The sequence below is a fragment of the Undibacterium sp. Dicai25W genome (assembly GCF_049340505.1).
In the GTDB taxonomy this organism is placed as follows: domain Bacteria; phylum Pseudomonadota; class Gammaproteobacteria; order Burkholderiales; family Burkholderiaceae_D; genus Undibacterium; species Undibacterium jejuense.
Genome location: NZ_JBMPOQ010000013.1, coordinates 85,082 through 102,984, shown reverse-complemented (window position 1 = coordinate 102,984; position 17,903 = coordinate 85,082). Strand labels below are relative to the sequence as shown.

Sequence of the window (17,903 nt, the reverse complement as noted above, 5' to 3'; positions counted from 1 at the left end):
ACGTTCGTGCCCGACGCATCAGTGCCACCTACGCGAGGTTTTATTTAGAGACCGAAGAACATGGTAATCCGGCTAAAAAAGGACGCTACTACTGGGCAGCATTAGCAGCATTCGCCAGTAAGACAGTGGCTTGTTCGATTGAAGATCCACGAGTCAAAACAATCGGCACCGTTTTACAAGGATTAGGTAAAGGAAATATGTGGTTGTTTTATGAGATCGCACCATGGCATTGGGCGCATAGCCTTTCTTCTAAAAGTTTCGACATGTGCAAGGCCACACGTAGCGGAGATAATTTTGTGCCGCCTATTTTAGACTCCATCAAAGCCATGCCATGGGCAAAGGAGGCGCTACAAAAAATGAATAATTTTAAGTGGAATGAATTGCTTGAAGAGGGTTTTGATAAGGTACGAGAAATCGAACAAATGGCATTGCGTAATCCTCAACGCCCTTCGGCGCAATTGAAACATCTTTTGAGTATTGCCAAGCATGAGCAAGGTAAGATTTTACAGCCGCTGATCTACGACGATGAAGATTTTAAATGGTGGATACAGCAACAACGTTCAACATGGGTGAACTGGGCGTCACCTGCGCTCAAGCTGGTGTTTGCATCGTCGTGTGATACCGATGATCCAGAATTGGAATCGGTGGCGCCCCGAGATACCATGCTTGAAGATTTTAAAAGCCGAATGATATGGATTGACTTAGCTGCAAAAAAATTTCATGGGTTAATGCAAACAAAAAAATATTTTATGGAACATCAATTACAAACAATCGCATCGTGGGTAAGTCATCAAGATGACCAGATAGTAACCCCGACGATGCCACTTTAATGTCTGTTAATTTTATGTGGCATATCTTTAAAAAACTATTATTAGGCCTACTACTAGTCGGTGCAGTTTCCGGCTGTACTAAGAAAATCGACCACGGTTTGGGTAACCTGAAGAAAGAGGGTGTAAACATGGTACAAAAAATATCTATTCGTCTTGGCGAATCCGGCGATAGTTTTACGCAGCGAATAGGACAAAAGAAAGTAAGACCAGATAGGCAGCCGGCGGGATTAAATTTTTATGACGTTGATTTAACTGCACATGGTGCAGAAGCGGGTGAAGTAACGTTTGAACACGGCATGCATACTTTTAGAGTTGGTGCCGTGCTAATTATCATGGGAACGGAAGATGTAGAAAGAATGAACGCTGGAATTTATCACTGGGACATTAGTTTTGGACTTACTGCGCCAGAACTCATACCCCATGATGAAGCACGTCAAAAATTCATTGCTCTCCTAAAAATGCTACAAGAGAAAGGCTGGCGGCAATTCTATTACCGGGACGCTGCACGAATTATGGGGCGCAGCTCGCTACATAATATCAACATAGATGTACGTTATATACCGACATTTGAGGAGTGGATGGCGTTAGAAGATGGCGCAGGTTGGAATTTAGAAGCCGATGGGGTCTATATGCGAATAGTCATGTATAGAGATGACAATCGCTTAAATCCACTTCAACCCGGTGCGTATTTTATGACCATGGAATTACACAGCGAAGAAGACGAGGTGCGTAGTCATTTTCTCGAAGAAGAACGTGATAACTGGAAGGCGTTGTGGTCGGAACGTATAAAAGAAGCACATGAATCGCGCACTAAAGAAGAAGCCGAAGCACGCGCCAAAGGCTACCAGATCGACACCAACTACCAAGACCCGCCAATCAAAGCCCTCATCAAACCAGAGCTGAAGGTCAAGGTTGGTGATATCTGCCCCAAAGATGGCATCTGGGAAGCCAGCAGAATCGACAGCATGGCAGAAACATTAGCGACCTATCACGGTCGTTGGAGACAGTTTACACAGTGGCAAACCGTCACCGGCTTTGGTCAAGGCTTACCGGGATTTGACGAAGATAATAAGCTCCTTACGTGGACATGGCGTAAGCCTTTACCGTAAGTATGGACATCAACGCCGCCAAAGGCGTGGTTTTGCCACCTAAAAAACTACCACCCCATCCTAGTACTAGTCGCCATGAACCGCGCTAGCATATTTGGTGTGGAAATGTGCGAGATGTTTAATGCTCTTTGTATTCAACCCGGTTACGGCCTTTGTGTTTTGCCTCATAGAGTGCAGCATCGGCGCGTATCATCATTTCTAAAATACTGTCTGGGTGACGGTATTCGGTCACGCCAAAACTGGCGGTGAGTGTGCTTATCATATGGAAGTTATGGTTGGCAATGGTTTCGCGTAATTTTTCAGCGATGACTATAGACGCCTGTATTGAGGTCTCGCGGAAGATCACCAGAAACTCTTCACCGCCCCAGCGGCCTGCGGCATCGATGCTGCGGATGTTTTCTTGCAAGATGATGCCTATGCTCACCAGCACCTGATCGCCGACTGAGTGGCCATAGGTATCGTTAACACTCTTGAATTTATCCACATCAATAATGGCAATAGAGAAGCTACTGCCATAGCGTTGACAGCGTTGGTGTTCTTCTTCCAGGATGGTTTCTAACTTAAAGCGGTTGTATAAACCGGTAAGTCTATCGGTATTGGAAAGATATTCCAGATCTAGGTTTTTTAACTCTAATTCACGTGTGCGCTCAGCAACCAAGTGTTCCAGATTGGCGTTAACTTCAAGCATTTTTTCGTGGCTGTTCTGGACTTCTGCTGCCATCAGATTAAAGCCTTCTTCGAGATCTTGTAATTCACCTCCGGAATCCGCCTTGATGCGGGTGCTAAATTCACCTTTTGCCATGCTGTGAACACCATCGATCAAGCGTGATAATGGTCGGGTCAGATCACGGCTCATACGCAGCGCGAGGATGGATGCTCCGGCGGTTCCGGCGATGCCAATCAGCAGGCAGATAAATACAAACAAAGTTTTTTCTTGTTTGCTCGATGCGGTGCTTAATTCCAGATAAACAAAGCCGAGCAATTTGGTCTTGTTCGTGGGCTCATTCTGTGGGCGATCTATCAAATCAAAGTTATCTGCGGCGAGTGTTCCCTGGTAAATCGGCATGCCAAAAATGAAGCTGCTGTGTTTGCCTTTAAGGATTTTTCCTTGCAAGGCGGCTCCCGGATAGGTCGCGTCGATATTTTCTGGCTTGCCACTTGCTGCCAACACATGGTTAAGGGCATCAGTGACGATGACCGCCTGAGCGTCTTCTTCTTTCATGGTCGCCTGAGTCAGTGCCGTCAATACCTCCCGATTACCTGAAAACGCGCCATATTCACAGGCGCTACTCAGATGTCTCGCGATGAGAGCGCCACGTTCTTTTAATGCGCCGTCAATTTCGGTCATACCCACAATCACTACCATCAGGGTCAACAAAATCGTGATGGCCCACACTGGTGCCAGGGCCAGAAACAGTATCCGTTGAGAGAGCTGCCATTGTTTCATTGGGCGTGCTCCGTAAGATGTTTAAGTTTGTACTGCAATTCAGGTTCTGGCGCGATTTCTATGTTAAGAGAGCGGGCAACCTGTGAATTGGTAGTAATAGAAAAATACTTAGGAAACTGTGGCGGTGGGAGATTGCCGTTCGCAGGCAGGTTGGCGATGATTTCTGCAACTTGTTGGCTGATCTGACTTGGTAGACTGTAAATGGATGCCAGCGCACCCGCTTTAACATAAGGTGCAGAAAAACCAAACAGTGGGATTTGTTGCCGGTAACTGGTGAGTAAAATGCTGGAGATATTATTTCGGTTATAAATACGTGCATCAGGCACTGCCAGCATGGCATCACTAATCGTCAGTAATTTGCGTAAAGCATTCAGTAATTCGGCATCTTCAGAAACGGTCTCAATATTGAGGCTGATATCTAATGTTTTCGCGGCATTTTGTAATTGAGGTATTAATTCAGTCGATTCTTTACCAAGTAATATGCCGACACGAGGGTGATTTGGCATGCTGACCTGTATTAATCCCAATTGTCTTGACCAGGATTGATCGAAAAACACGGCTGAAAATCTACGGCTATCTTGAATCCGGCTATTTTGTTTAATCGCCTTGACAAAGCTACTCTGCGGTACCAGTACATTCAGCACGGGCATGGCTGGAGGTTTTTGCGCGATTGTTAGCATCGCGGATGAGCCAACCGCAATTAAGATTTGATTGTTGGCGCTGCGCGACAAATCATCGTTGCTAAATTTATTGACGTCGAAGATTTTAATGACAGGATGGTTTGCACCCGATTGAGTCAATAAGTTACTCAAACCAATTGCAAATTCCGAGTAAGCACCGCCTTCTTCACTCAATAAGATGGTGACGCCATCCAAGGCGTAACTTGTGCCGGAAAATCCGAACAAAATTATAAAAGCAATGTTCTTCAACACCTTAAAAGATGATGAAGGCTTACGGAGATTCAAGCACAACCATTGCATGCGTCAGAAATCCGTTTTGAGGTTAATGCGTGCCAATCGACCTGGGACCTCATTATCGTGACGGTATTCAAAATAATGGGCGTTAGCAATGTTCTGGATGATCAGAGCTACTTCAGTCTGACGTCCAGCGAGTAAAAAACGGCGTGAAATTTTTCCGTCAAAGCGCTTATTCCCATCAATGTAGTAGCCACGTCCCAAGGATGGGTTGTAATCGGTTTGATTGAGTTTCGTTTTAGCAATCTGATAGGCAATCAGACTACCACGCCATTCTTCATTAAATTGATGGGTCAGCATCAAGTTGTGGTTGTAAGAGGGAAGTGATCCGCTGTATATCACTCCGTTGACATCGTCGCTTTTTACACTGCCACCGGATAGGCCGTAGGTAACATGTGTTTTTTCTGAGAGAGGGGCTTTTATTTGTAATTCGTAACCGCGCATTAAAGCATTTCCTGCATTCAGATTATCACTTTGTGGAGACTTATGATTTTTGACGTCGATCAGATCGGTATAGTCGTCATGAAAAAGACGGAAATCTATATCCATCTTTCCGATTTTTCCTATGTAGCCAAGATCAATGGATTTAACATGTTCAGGCTTTAATTCCGGTAAATTCGGATATTGGTCCGGTGCTCGCCAATATTCTTCATAAACTTTTTCATACACAGATGGCGCGCGCGTTGCCCGAGAATACCCGATCCGAACTGTGTGCTGTGGCGTTATATGCCAGTTGAGTGCCAGACGAGGTGTGAACTCGGTGCCGGTATAAAAATTGTTTTCCAGCATTGCGCCAGCGTTCAACAGCAGATCTGGACGCACATGCCATTCCAGGTTGCTAAATAATCTTCCTAAGCGATATTTAAAGTCACCGAATAAATAGGTATTATCTTCTACCCCCAGGTAATACGGTGCGTAGGTGAGGTCTTGCCTTATGCTGCCACCCCAGACGACGCGCGTCGTGTCAGAAGGTGAAAATGTATGTTGAATTTCCAGATCATCCCGCTTAAATGAAGCATCACCATTTTGCATGCCGTCAGAATCAATTAAGCGCGCATTGATTCGCTCCTCAGTATGAAACGCTTTGACGGTCAATTCTCCGCCGCCTTCCAGCACACGACGCCAGTTGAACATCTCAAAATGATTGTTCGTGGTACGGGTGATCGATTTAAAATTGTCGTATTCGCCAGTTTGTCTGGAACCACCGTTATATCCAAATTGTAATTCCAGGGTGTCATTGGCACTCGCCTGATAGGCGGCTCTGAAATTGAAAATCTGGATGTTTTTGTTATCGAATTTATTTAATGTCCAGAAAACGTCTTGCGAGGTGGGATTGTGAATTTTGTCATCTTCACCATTATCTTTACGCTCACTGGCAGTAATCTGAAAAGTCAGATCGCCGGCTTTTCCGCCGTAGCGAAACACGCCTTCGGCTCTACTTGTTCCATAGCTGAGCGATGCAGATGCACCCTGTGACTCAGCGGGATGACGTGTAATGATATTAATGACTCCCAGATACGAATTTGCCCCATAACTGGCTGAATCTGGTCCGCGCACTACCTCAATCCGTTCTATGTCATCCAGTACAATGGGAAGATCACTCCAGTTCACTCCACCGAATAAACCAGAATAGACTGAGCGGCCGTCGATCAGCACTTGCATACGATCAGAGGTCGTACTGGTGACCATGCCGTGGTAGGCAACCGTACTGTCAGCAGAGTAAAAATTTGGATCCGCGTGATAGGCAACATACATGCCCGGTACCAGTCGGAATACTTCGGACAAATCCCATGCACCAGAATCACGGATCATTTGTCGGTCTAAAACAGTAACCGCAACTGGGGCTTCGCTGATCGGTTGGGTCAGGCGAGAGGCGCTTAAAACGACGGGAATATCGTCAAGAAAAATTGATTCGTCAATTTTGTTCTCTGCGTGTACGGCTTGGCAGCTAGCTACTAAGAGAGTAAACACACTTAGTCTGGCTGACATTGATGTTGACAAATAAATCATTTTTTTGTGATGTGAAATCAACAAAATTATTTCCTTAAAATCCAGGATCGCGCTGATTAAATGTGCCAATTTGCTGCATTTACTGCATTTCTTTCAAGCATAAATGTGTCTGTAAAGAAAATCGACAAAATTTCTGCCATTGGGAATTTATTTGATTAAAAAACCACTAATTACGGTTGAATGTTTTAATTTTTATAACTAAATTGGTGAATGTTCTCTCATGCAGAGAGATCAGCACAAGTAAGAACCACGAATTTGTATGATGTAAAGTCTATAAACCGCCGACCTGACACGGTAGAATAGCGGGATGACTACAGAACTGAGTATTTCTCCGGCAGGAGACCAAGCAGTAGCTGCTACCCCTGCAGTACCTCGCGACCCACAATTTGTTCATTTACGTATCCATTCGGAATATTCGATCGTGGATGGATTGGTGCGCATTGACGATGTGATTAAGGCGGCAGTGAAGGATAAACAGCCAGCGATGGCGATCACCGATCTGGCGAACTTGTTCGCGATGGTGAAGTTTTACAAAGCGGCGCGCGGCAAAGGGATTAAACCTATCGCCGGATGTGATGCCTGGATTACCAATGATGTTGACCGTGATAAGCCTTCACGTCTGATGTTGTTGGTGAAGAATCGCAAAGGCTATCTGCAACTATGTGAATTGCTTGCACACGCATGGTTGACTAATCAGCATCGTGGCCGCGCTGAAATTCGTTATGAATGGTTGCAAAAAATCCACGAAGACGGTGACGGCGGTGGTCTGATCGCCTTATCTGGCGCACATTTTGGTGATGTTGGCGTGGCGATAGATAATGGCAATCATGAATTGGCAGAGCGTAGTGCACAACGCTGGGATAGTATCTTTCCTGATCATTTTTATATCGAAATTCAACGCGCCGGACAGCCCAACATGGAAAATCATGTGCGTGCAGCGGTAGCATTAGCAAATAAGCTCAAGTTGCCGGTGGTGGCGACGCATCCGGTACAGTTTATCAGCAAGGATGATTACACCGCGCATGAGGCGCGAGTTTGTATTTCTGATGGCGATATGCTGGCCAACGGTCGCCGTGTACGTCGTTTTAATGACCAGCAATGCTTTAAAACCCAAGAAGAAATGGCGGCATTGTTTGCTGACATGCCAGGCGTACTTCAAAATTCAGTTGAAATTGCTAAACGCTGCAATTTAACGCTGGAACTTGGTAAACCGAAGCTACCAGATTTCCCGACGCCAGATGGCATGACGCTCAACGATTTCCTCGTTTATGAAGCGAAACGTGGTCTGGAATTCCGGTTGGAGCACTTATTTCCGAATCCGGAAAAGCGCGAAAAAGAGCGCGCACGTTATGAAGCCCGTCTGAAGTTTGAGACTGATACCATTATTAAAATGGGTTTCCCCGGTTACTTCCTGATCGTGGCAGACTTTATTCAATGGGCGAAAAGTAATGGCGTGCCGGTCGGACCTGGTCGTGGTTCAGGTGCCGGTTCGCTAGTGGCGTATTCACTCCTGATTACTGATCTCGATCCACTCCAATACAACTTGCTGTTCGAGCGTTTCTTAAATCCAGAGCGGGTATCCATGCCCGACTTTGATATTGACTTTTGCCAGGAAGGTCGTGACCGCGTTATTCAATACGTGAAAGACCGATATGGTAAAGATGCGGTATCGCAGATTGCGACCTTCGGTACCATGGCCGCTAAAGGGGCGATCCGTGACGTTGGACGGGTACTAGATTTTGGCTATATGTTTTGCGATGGCGTATCGAAGCTGATTCCGTTTAAACCAGGTAAGCAAGTCACGATTGCTGAGGCAATTGTTGAAGAACCGTTGCTGGCTGAACGTCAGGAAAACGAAGAGGAAGTCAAAACCCTGCTCGATCTGGCGCAGCAAGTCGAAGGTATTACCCGTAACATCGGTATGCATGCTGGTGGTGTGTTGATTGCGCCAGGTAAGCTGACCGATTTTTGCCCGCTGTACACGCAGGGTGGTGATTCTGGCGTGGTGTCGCAATATGATAAAGACGACGTTGAAGCCGTCGGTCTGGTGAAGTTCGACTTTTTGGGTTTGACCACACTGACGATTCTCGATCGAGCCGTGCGATACATTAAAATGCTGGATCCGGCAATGGCTGATTTTGATCTGGCCAAATTGCCACTGGATGACCGCGCATCGTATGAATTGCTCACCAAAGCCAAAACGGTTGCGGTGTTCCAGCTGGAAAGTCGCGGCATGCAAGGCATGCTGAAAGACGCACGTCCAGATCGTTTTGAAGACATTATTGCGCTGGTGGCTTTGTATCGTCCGGGTCCTATGGATCTGATTCCTGATTTCTGTAAGCGTAAGCACGGTGAGAAGTTTGATTACCCCGATCCGCGTACTGAAGGCATTTTGTCTGAAACTTACGGCATCATGGTGTATCAAGAGCAGGTGATGCAGATGGCGCAGGTGGTTGGTGGCTACTCATTGGGTGGCGCCGACTTATTGCGTCGTGCGATGGGTAAAAAGAAAGCCGAGGAAATGGCCGAGCATCGCCAGATTTTCCGTGACGGTGCCGCCAAAGATGGTTTGTCGCAGCAAAAAGCCGATGAAATTTTCGATTTGATGGAAAAATTCGCGGGCTATGGCTTTAATAAATCTCATGCTGCTGCCTATGCTTTGTTGTCGTATCACACCGCCTATCTGAAAGCTCATCATCCTGCCGCGTTTATGGCAGCCAATATGTCGCTGGCGATGGATGATACGGACAAGGTCAAAATTCTGGTTGAAGATGCGATTGATATTTGCAAGCTCAAAATGCTGCCGCCAGATATTAACCAATCCGATTACCGATTCATGCCAGTCGGTGAACCAGGTAAAAAATCGACACAGATTCGTTATGGCCTCGGTGCGGTTAAAGGTTCAGGCCAGAATGCGATTGAAAATATCGTTGCTTCACGCGTTGCCGACGGCCCGTTTAAAGATTTGTTTGACTTCTGTAAACGCGTTGATAAACGCCAGGTCAATCGTCGTACCATCGAATCGTTGATCCGTGCTGGCGCTATGGATTGTCTGGGCAAAGATCGTGCGATTTTATTGGCAACGGTAAGTCTGGCGATTGAAGCTGCAGAGCAAGCCGATAAAGCCGCGAATCAAGTCAGTTTGTTTGGCGACGATGATGATCTGATCCCGCCACCGCAATACATAGACGTACCGCATTGGTCGGATAAAAAGCGTTTGACGGAAGAAAAGCTTGCACTCGGTTTCTATCTGTCAGGTCATTTGTTCGATTCTTATGCACCAGAAGTGCGCCAATTCATCAAAACCACGTTGGCAAAGGTAGAACCTTCACGTGATTTGCGTTTAATCTGCGGCATCATCACTGGTCTACGCACACAAATGACGCAGCGTGGCAAATTGATGGTAGTGACGTTGGATGACAGTACTGCCGTAGTTGAAGTGACGGTCTACAGCGAATTGATGGAAGAATTCAAATCCTTGCTCAAAGAGGATGAATTTTTAGCGGTTTTGGGTAAAGTATCTGAAGACCGTTTCTCAGGTGGATTGCGCATCTCAGCTGAAAAAGTCATGGATATTGGCCGTGCCCGCGTGCAGTTTTCGCAAGGTTTGCGACTGACGTTGACTGATAAAGCCGATACCAAAAAATTACAAGAGCTATTGAAACCGCATCTGAATGCTGAAGGCTGCCCGGTATTGATTAACTATAAAAATGCGACTGCCAGTGCCGAGTTGTATTTGTCAGATCAATGGCGAGTGAATCCCGATGACAACCTGCGTTTAAATCTGGGTGAATGGCTGTCTCCTAAAAATGTCACTATCGATTACAACTAATGTATGACGATGAGCCCTGAATTGACATCACATCAGATCAAGCCAGACACAATGACGGCGTTCGTCCCCGAATGGCGTCGCGCTTTGCCTGAACGCATTTTGATGTGCCTGCCTTTTACTTTGTTTTTCCCCATCGGGATTATGTACACCGGTATTTTGCTGTTTTACATAGGACTGATGACCTCAGGTGACTGGCGGAATAAATTAGACAATGTGCGTAGCAATCCAATGCTGGTGCCCATTCTGCTTTTATCGGTAGTGAGTGGAGTAATCGGGCTGACACAAGATAAACCGCCAGAAATAGCGCAAGAATTCTGGCCGGGTTTTGGACATTATCAGACCTATCTTTTTCTATTGCCCTATCTGAGTCTGAGTTCTGGTGACTGGCAGCGCAAAGCAGTGAAGATATTTTTTAGTGGTGCGATATTGGCATCGACTTTGTTCGTTGCTAATGCCTTGAATGTATTACCAGATAACACGCTGTTCCACAGTTATGTACGCTATCTGGGAAACAAATCCATTCTGTTAGGTATGCTGCTGGCGGTTGCCGCGGGATGGATGTTGCACGAATTACGTCTACGCAAAGATCATCGCTGGATGCGTATTGTAGTGTTGCTGTATGTGATTGCTGTTTTGGTTTTGTTATCGAAAACACGCTCCGCTAGTCTCATGTTTTTCCTGATGTGCGGGCTGATGCTGATGCGAAATTTCAATTGGTCGTGGCGTAGTTTGGCGTTGCCACTTTTGTTCGTGATGTCTTTGTATGGAGGCTGGAAATATGCAACCAATTTGCCGCCTCCGCCGACTTGCGTGATCAACGATGCGCACGTCGCACCGTGGAACGTCATCAAGATCCGCACGGTTTGCACGATACAGCAGGTCAGAGATTTTTCTGAAGGACGTAAGATCGGTGACGATGGCATGCGCCTTGAAATTTACAAAATTACGTTTGGCATGATTGCTGAACAACCATGGACTGGCCATGGCATCGCGTCCTGGATGCCGAATTACCAAAAACGGTCGCAAGGATTAAGCAGCAATACTATGACGACACCACATAATGATTATTTATTGTATGCCACTGAGTTAGGTGTCGCTGGTTTGTTTGCATTGATCGGCATCTGGATTGTGCAATTGCATATAGCGTATCGTATGTCAAAAAGCGCCGAGATATCGATTCGTAATCGCGCCATGTTACTGGCAATGCTGACATCCGCGATGATGCTGGGCGGTATGTTTAATGCGATTTTAAGAGATGGCGTGTTTGGTATGGCTTTTATGATTTTGCTTGCGATACCGTTGACTGGAGTTCGTCGACCTAGCTAACAGATGTTAACAGATGTCGCGCAAGCGACCCTTCATCGCAAGCTCTTTTTTTTTGCGTAATACATTGACGCATATTGTTCTTCTGCTGTTACCAACGGCAGCAGATGTAGGATTTTTCTTTTGGATCTATGAGATTAGTTAATAAAGAAACCATTGCCGTATTCCGTCGCTTATGGGATGACGTGCAACCGTATCGCACCAGAATTTGGTGGGCGTTCGCGACCATGCTTGGCACTGCTTTGACAGAAGTGATGTTTCCTAAAGTACTAGGATATATTCTGGATCACGGCTTTAAAGGTGGACAAACGCATCTCGCTTTGTGGATGGTGCCGGTTGCAATTATCGGCATTTTTTTGATGCGAGGTTTATGTACTTTTACCACCAGCTATATCATGAGCTGGATCTCGACCAAGTTACAAAACCAATTGCGGGCAAAAGTATTTGATCGTATTTTGAATGTGCCTATCAGTTTTTATCATTCTGAATCGAGTGGTCGCATCATCAATACGATTATGTTTGAAACGCAGCAAATCGTTGAGATGCTCAAAGTATCAATGACGACCTTGTTTCGAGATTCATTAACGGTCTTCGTTTTATTGGCCGCTTTGTTGTGGCGCGACTGGCAATTGACGATCATCGCCTTGATTTTGATGCCAGTGATGGCATACCTGGTGCGTGGCGTCAGCAAGCGCTTGCGCCGCCTGAATCAAAATCAGTTGAGCGTAAATAATGAATTAACCCAGATTATCGAAGAGGCCACACGAGCTAGTCAGGTGATCCGGATTTTTGGTGGACAAAAATACGAGCAGGATCGTTTTGAGGCAAAGAATGAAAAACTACGTGGTTATGCAATGCGCACCACTGTGGCTGTTGCATCGACGACGCCACTAACGCAATTGGCCGCCGCATTTGCAGTGGCAGTCGTGATTATGGTGGCTGTATCTCAAGCGACAAAAAATGCGACGACAGTAGGGCACTTTGTTGAATTCGTCAGTTTGATGATGTTATTGTTGACACCATTAAAACGTCTCGCTGATTTGAATGGGCCTATGCAACGCGGCATGGCTGCATCGGAATCTGTGTTTGCTTTGATTGACACCGATGCAGAGACCGGCGGTGGTCAAACGCTTGCAACCAGAGCGCAAGGCCAGCTCGAATTCATACACACCAGCTTTTCTTACCCGGAACAAGAGCAGGAGGCATTGAGGGATATCAACCTCAGCATACAGCCTGGCGAGACCATCGCTTTGGTCGGTATGTCTGGCGGTGGTAAAACCTCCCTGGTCAATCTGGTCCCTCGTTTTTATTCGCCAGTTGCGGGCGATATTTTGCTTGATGGTCTTTCATTGAAGGATATTTCATTATCTAGCTTGCGTCAGCAAATTGCGATGGTGAGCCAGAACGTGGTCTTGTTTGATGATACCGTTGCCGCCAATATTGCTTATGGTGATTCAGCCCCTGATCAACAAAGGATTGATGATGCGGTTCGCGCAGCGCATCTGAGTGACGTGGTGCGTGATTTGCCAGAGGGTTTGAATACCATGATTGGTGATAATGGTATGCGTTTATCAGGCGGTCAGCGTCAGCGTTTAGCCATAGCCCGTGCGATTTACAAAGACGCCCCTATTCTGATTTTGGATGAGGCGACCTCTGCGCTCGATAGCGAATCTGAACGTGCAGTGCAAGAGGCCCTGGATGGTTTGATGGAAGGTCGTACTACATTAGTCATTGCACATCGCTTGTCTACCATAGAGCGCGCAAATCGCATTGCAGTGCTGGTCGGTGGCGAGATTGTTGAGATGGGCAGCCACGCTGAGTTATTACAAAAAGAAGGTGTCTATGCGAATTTATACCGTATGCAGTTTGCGGAATAAACGTCGGCCAGATTATCAGAAATATGCAATGAGGAGATATTGAAACATGACCATGCCAATTTCCCGTTTTCCGGTGCCGGAATTATCAGCATTGCCGGACGATATTCGCGAAAAAATCCTCGCCGTACAGGAAAAAGCCGGATTTGTTCCTAACTTTTTTTTAACGCTTGCATACTGGCCCGATGAGTTTCGTGCGTTCTTTGCTTATCACGACGCGTTGATGCTTAAAAAAACTGGAAATCTGAGCAAAGCTGATCGTGAAATGATTGTTACCGCGACCAGTGCAAAGAATAATTGTTTGTATTGTGTCGTCGCCCATGGCGCGATTTTGCGTATTTATTCCAAAAATGCCCTGGTCGCAGATCAGGTTGCCGTCAATCATTTGAAGGCCGATATTACGCCGCGCGAAAAGGCAATGTTGGATTTTGCGATCAAAGTCTGTCTGGACTCACAAGCTGTTGGTGATCGTGATTATGAAGTCTTACGCCAGTATAGTTTTGATGATGAAGATATTTGGGATATCGCTGCCATCACGGCATTTTTTGGTCTGTCGAATCGTATGGCAAACGTGATATCAATGCGCCCGAATGAAGAATTTTTCTTGATGGGACGTAGCCCACGATGAGTTTGCATGCCGATTCAGGGCTGGCAAAGACAAAACGCCTGCTGATAATTAGTCCGAATTGGATTGGTGATATGGTGATGGCGCAGCCACTTCTGCAACTTTTAAAACTGCAATATCCGGATCACGCGATTGACGTGTTGGCACCGACTTCAGTCGCGCCTGTTTTAAAAGCGATGGCAGAAGTTGACACTATACTTGAGACACCATTCAAACATGGCGCTTTGCAATTGCGCGAACGCTGGCGCTATGCGCGGATGCTACGTCAACGTGGGTATGCGGCTGCGTATATATTGCCAAACACCCTTAAATTCGCATTGCTGCCATGGATGGCAGGAATAAAAAAACGGGTTGGTTATAAGGGCGAGAGTCGCTATGGTTTGATTAACGTCATGCATTTTGACGACAAAACTAAATCACGGCCGATGGTGCCTTTCTATGCTGCACTGGCATGTGCTCCTTCACCGCAAGTGCCAGCACATGTTCCCAAGCCATGTCTGTCGGTGCGGGATGAACAAAAGCATGCGGCATTGAATCAGGTGGGATTATCCGCTGCCCAGCCGCTGATCTGCTTTGCGCCCGGTGCCGAATTTGGGAATGCTAAACGCTGGCCGGCGAGTCACTTCGCTGCGTTAGCAAACACGATTTTGCAACATCACCCAGAAATACAGATTGCCTTATTAGGCTCCCCCAAAGATGCATCGGTGTGCGAGGAAATCCAGGCTTTGTCACCGCAAGTGTATCAACTGGCTGGTAAAACTCGTCTTGATCAGGCTGTCGCCTTGATGTCATCATCGCTTGCGGTAGTGAGCAATGATTCTGGATTATTGCACATCGCTTCTGCATTGAACCGTCCTGTGATGGCAATCTATGGTTCTACTGATCCTGACCACGCGCCACCATTTTCTGATATTGCCCATTCGTTTTCTTTGCGCCTGCCTTGTTCACCGTGCAAACAGCGCGAATGTCCTTTGGCGCATCATGATTGTATGCAAAAACTGAATCCAGATCTGGTTTGGCAAGCTCTTAAACCTCTGTTGGCTAATGTCAACGTTTGCCATTGAAATTGCCGAAAATGATGCAGCAAACCCGTGTTTTAATGGAACGTGCCGCTGGCGAGAGCTTACCTGATTGGGATGTCTTACATGCGTCTTATCAGTTGCATCACTTCGCTAAAGGTCAGGATGTTTTTTCGGCTGGTGAATGGCAACCCTACATTTATGTTGTCCGTAGTGGTATCGTTAAACTGACATATCTCAGTGAGAACGGACAGGAATGGATTAAGTCTTTCATTGGTGAAGGCGATTTTTTTGCTTGCCCTAATGTGCTGATTGCTGGTCTCAAAACCGATTATTTTGCAACCGCGTTAGAGGATAGTGAAATAGAGCAATTTGATTCTGAGTCGATGAGAATGCTTACCGATCAACATCCTGCGTGGCAAAAAGCTATACGGCAACTATTGGAATGGCATATCGTCAGAAAAGAGTTGCGTGAACGCGAGTTACTGACGATGGCGCCTGACGAGCGATACAAGTCATTTCTAAAATCCTACCCAAATATTGCCTCACGAATACAGTTGAAAGACATTGCACAATACCTCGGTGTAACACCCGAAGCATTAAGCAGAATTCGTAAGCGATTGCAAATGTGAAACTTCGTAAAGGTAGCGAATTGCTATCGCGTTTCAGTTACAATAAACCATATCGTGGCTGTTGTTGCCTGGTTCTGGATTCGCGCAATTTTTGACTATTTTAAATAATAGAAATATCTCAGACCAGCATTGTTTGCGCTACTATTTGCGGGGCGAGCCGTCAACTTACATGTTGCATTCAAATGGTGAATAGACCATGAAACTGTTGAAATGTTTATTGAGTCTCTCGCTGTTGCTCATACAGCTTTGCCCCTGCTTTACTCCTTCCGTCTATGCACTTGAAAAAGTCAGTTTGCAACTCAAGTGGACCCATGAATTTCAGTTTGCTGGTTATTATGCCGCCAAAGAAAAAGGTTTTTACCAACAGGCAGGTCTGGACGTCGATATTCGCGAAGCTGATCCCTCCCTTGACGTCAATAATGAAGTCTTGCGTGGTCATGCTAATTTTGGCGTTGGAACCAGTAGCCTGATTTTGGAGAGAAAGGCCGGTCAGCCTGCGGTCGTTCTAGCTGTCATCTTTCAACATTCACCGCAGATTATCGTAATTCGAAATGGCCTGCCTGCCCAAAGCGTGCACGATCTTAAAGGCAAACGGCTGATGTTAGAGCCGCAATCCGAAGAACTTGTCGCCTATCTGAAAGCCGAAGGCATCCCTTTAAACAGCATTAGCTTACAAAAGCATAGCTTTGATGTGCAGGATTTGGTTGATGGCTTAACGGATGCCATGTCCGCTTATTCATTCAGTGAACCCTACTATCTTGATCAAGCAAAATTTGATTATCAAGCATTTACGCCACGCTCTGATGGAATAGATTTTTATGGCGATAACTTGTTCACTTCTGAGGCTGAAATTAACCAACATCCGGAACGTGTTAAAGCGTTCAGAGATGCTAGTCTGCGCGGTTGGGATTACGCTATTACCCACCAGGATGAAATCATTGATCTGATCCTGAAAAAATATCCAAATAAAAATAGGCCCAATACGCGGGAGTTTCTACGTTTTGAAGCCGATAAAATATCCGAATTGATGCGCAGTGATCTCTTAGCAACTGGCTATATGAATCCAGGACGCTGGCGACACATTGCGGATACATATGCAGATTTGGGGATGCTTCCCAAAAATTTTCCTTTGGATAATTTATTGTACGAGCCCAATCCAGCAATCAATTTTAAATTAATCTATAGCATCATCACCGTTACATTGTTGTTTGCATGTGTTGCTGGAGTAATTACATTTTATATCTTACGTGTTAATCGTCGCCTGGCACAGAGTCTGGATGAACTGAGAGCCGGTGCACTTAAACTGAAATTACTTTCGATGGCGATAGAGCATAGCCCGACCTCAGTGATTATTACCGGATCTGACACCCGGATTCAATATGTGAACTCTCAATTTACAAAAGAGACAGGATATTCGGCAGATGATGCCTATGGAAAAACGCCCAGAATTTTGCAATCTGGTTTAACCAGAGTGGAAACGTATCAAGACATGTGGGCGCATTTGTCGCAAGGTAAATTATGGAAAGGCGAATTAATCAACCGCCGTAAGTCGGGTGAGGTGTATTGGGAAGAGGCGCATATTTCTCCAGTCAATGATGAAAATGGGAAACTTGCCCACTACATCGCTGTCAAGCTTGACATCACTGAGCGTAAGCACACGAGCGACCGATTGGTACATATGGCTCATCACGATGGTCTGACCAATTTGCCGAACAGGATATTGTTTTTTGAACGCGTAGAACAGGGTCTGGCACTTGCCAGAAGAAATCATACCAAATTAGCTTTGATGTTTATTGATCTGGATCGATTCAAACCGATTAACGATCGTTTCGGGCACGCAGTCGGTGATGCTATTTTGCAAGAAGCAGCAAAACGAATGCTTGAATGTGTGAGAGAGGCTGATACGGTTGGCCGTATTGGCGGCGATGAGTTTATTGGATTGATGCTCGATATTGGTGATCACGAAAATGCAGAAGCGGTCGCGACCAAAATATGCAACGCGTTGAGCATCGCTTTTAATGTTTCGGGGGATATCCATCAACTGTCAGCCAGCATTGGTGTTGCGGTTTATCCAGAGCATGGACACGATGAGATTAGCCTGGCAAAGAGCGCGGATCTGGCAATGTATTGTGCCAAAGCGAGTGGTCGTAACAATGTCAAAGTCTTTCAGAGTGATATGAAAAAAATGTCGTTTGAACGCTAAACTACTCAAGTCGCTTCGACTGCCG

At 46.0% G+C, this 17,903-nt stretch carries 12 protein-coding genes; 9 read left to right on the top strand and 3 right to left on the bottom strand.

All coding sequences use genetic code 11. The features are described 5' to 3' along the window. On the top strand, window positions 1-830 hold an 830-nt coding region (locus tag ACO0KY_RS14520; RefSeq protein WP_423047188.1), incomplete at its 5' end, for a DUF2515 family protein. Window positions 831-958: 128 nt separating this feature from the next. Next, the gene (locus tag ACO0KY_RS14515) at window positions 959-1,939 is read left to right on the top strand and encodes a hypothetical protein (RefSeq protein ID WP_423047186.1); all 981 of its coding nucleotides are present in this window, start codon (window positions 959-961) and stop codon (window positions 1,937-1,939) included. Window positions 1,940-2,057: 118 nt separating this feature from the next. Here the strand turns inward: ACO0KY_RS14515 and ACO0KY_RS14510 are convergent, their stop codons facing one another. The 3 genes from ACO0KY_RS14510 to ACO0KY_RS14500 form a co-directional block, all read right to left on the bottom strand. Next, the gene (locus ACO0KY_RS14510; protein ID WP_423047184.1) at window positions 2,058-3,386 is read right to left on the bottom strand and encodes a diguanylate cyclase; all 1,329 of its coding nucleotides are present in this window, start codon (window positions 3,384-3,386) and stop codon (window positions 2,058-2,060) included. Next, window positions 3,383-4,291: an ABC transporter substrate-binding protein gene (locus tag ACO0KY_RS14505; protein WP_423047181.1), complete on the bottom strand. Its 909-nt coding sequence runs from the start codon at window positions 4,289-4,291 to the stop codon at window positions 3,383-3,385. Before ACO0KY_RS14505 ends, ACO0KY_RS14510 begins: the two co-directional genes overlap by 4 nt. Before the next feature lie 78 nt (window positions 4,292-4,369). Further along, on the bottom strand, window positions 4,370-6,394 hold the full coding sequence (locus ACO0KY_RS14500; protein WP_423047179.1) for a TonB-dependent receptor plug domain-containing protein: 2,025 nt from the start codon (window positions 6,392-6,394) through the stop codon (window positions 4,370-4,372). Between the two features lie 283 nt (window positions 6,395-6,677). On the opposite strand from ACO0KY_RS14500, the gene dnaE reads away from it, so the two are divergent. From dnaE to ACO0KY_RS14465, 7 genes are all read left to right on the top strand, one after another. Next, a complete protein-coding gene (gene dnaE / locus ACO0KY_RS14495; protein ID WP_423047177.1) occupies window positions 6,678-10,202 on the top strand; it encodes a DNA polymerase III subunit alpha in 3,525 nt (1,174 codons plus the stop codon). A gap of 9 nt (window positions 10,203-10,211) precedes the next feature. Next, window positions 10,212-11,528, top strand: coding sequence for an O-antigen ligase family protein (locus ACO0KY_RS14490; protein WP_423047175.1), 1,317 nt, complete (start codon window positions 10,212-10,214; stop codon window positions 11,526-11,528). A gap of 128 nt (window positions 11,529-11,656) precedes the next feature. Then, entirely contained in the window at window positions 11,657-13,402 is a 1,746-nt protein-coding gene (gene msbA, locus ACO0KY_RS14485) for a lipid A export permease/ATP-binding protein MsbA (protein ID WP_423047173.1), read from the top strand. Between the two features lie 46 nt (window positions 13,403-13,448). Beyond that, entirely contained in the window at window positions 13,449-14,027 is a 579-nt protein-coding gene (locus ACO0KY_RS14480) for a peroxidase-related enzyme (RefSeq protein WP_423047171.1), read from the top strand. Beyond that, entirely contained in the window at window positions 14,024-15,088 is a 1,065-nt protein-coding gene (waaF, locus tag ACO0KY_RS14475) for a lipopolysaccharide heptosyltransferase II (RefSeq protein WP_423047169.1), read from the top strand. The genes ACO0KY_RS14480 and waaF overlap by 4 nt, the downstream gene beginning before the upstream one ends. A gap of 11 nt (window positions 15,089-15,099) precedes the next feature. Next, entirely contained in the window at window positions 15,100-15,675 is a 576-nt protein-coding gene (locus tag ACO0KY_RS14470) for a Crp/Fnr family transcriptional regulator (protein WP_186913735.1), read from the top strand. 196 nt (window positions 15,676-15,871) lie between these two features. Continuing rightward, complete coding sequence (locus tag ACO0KY_RS14465) at window positions 15,872-17,878, top strand: diguanylate cyclase domain-containing protein (protein WP_423047166.1); 2,007 nt, start codon at window positions 15,872-15,874, stop codon at window positions 17,876-17,878. The last annotated feature ends 25 nt before the right edge of the window (window positions 17,879-17,903 follow it).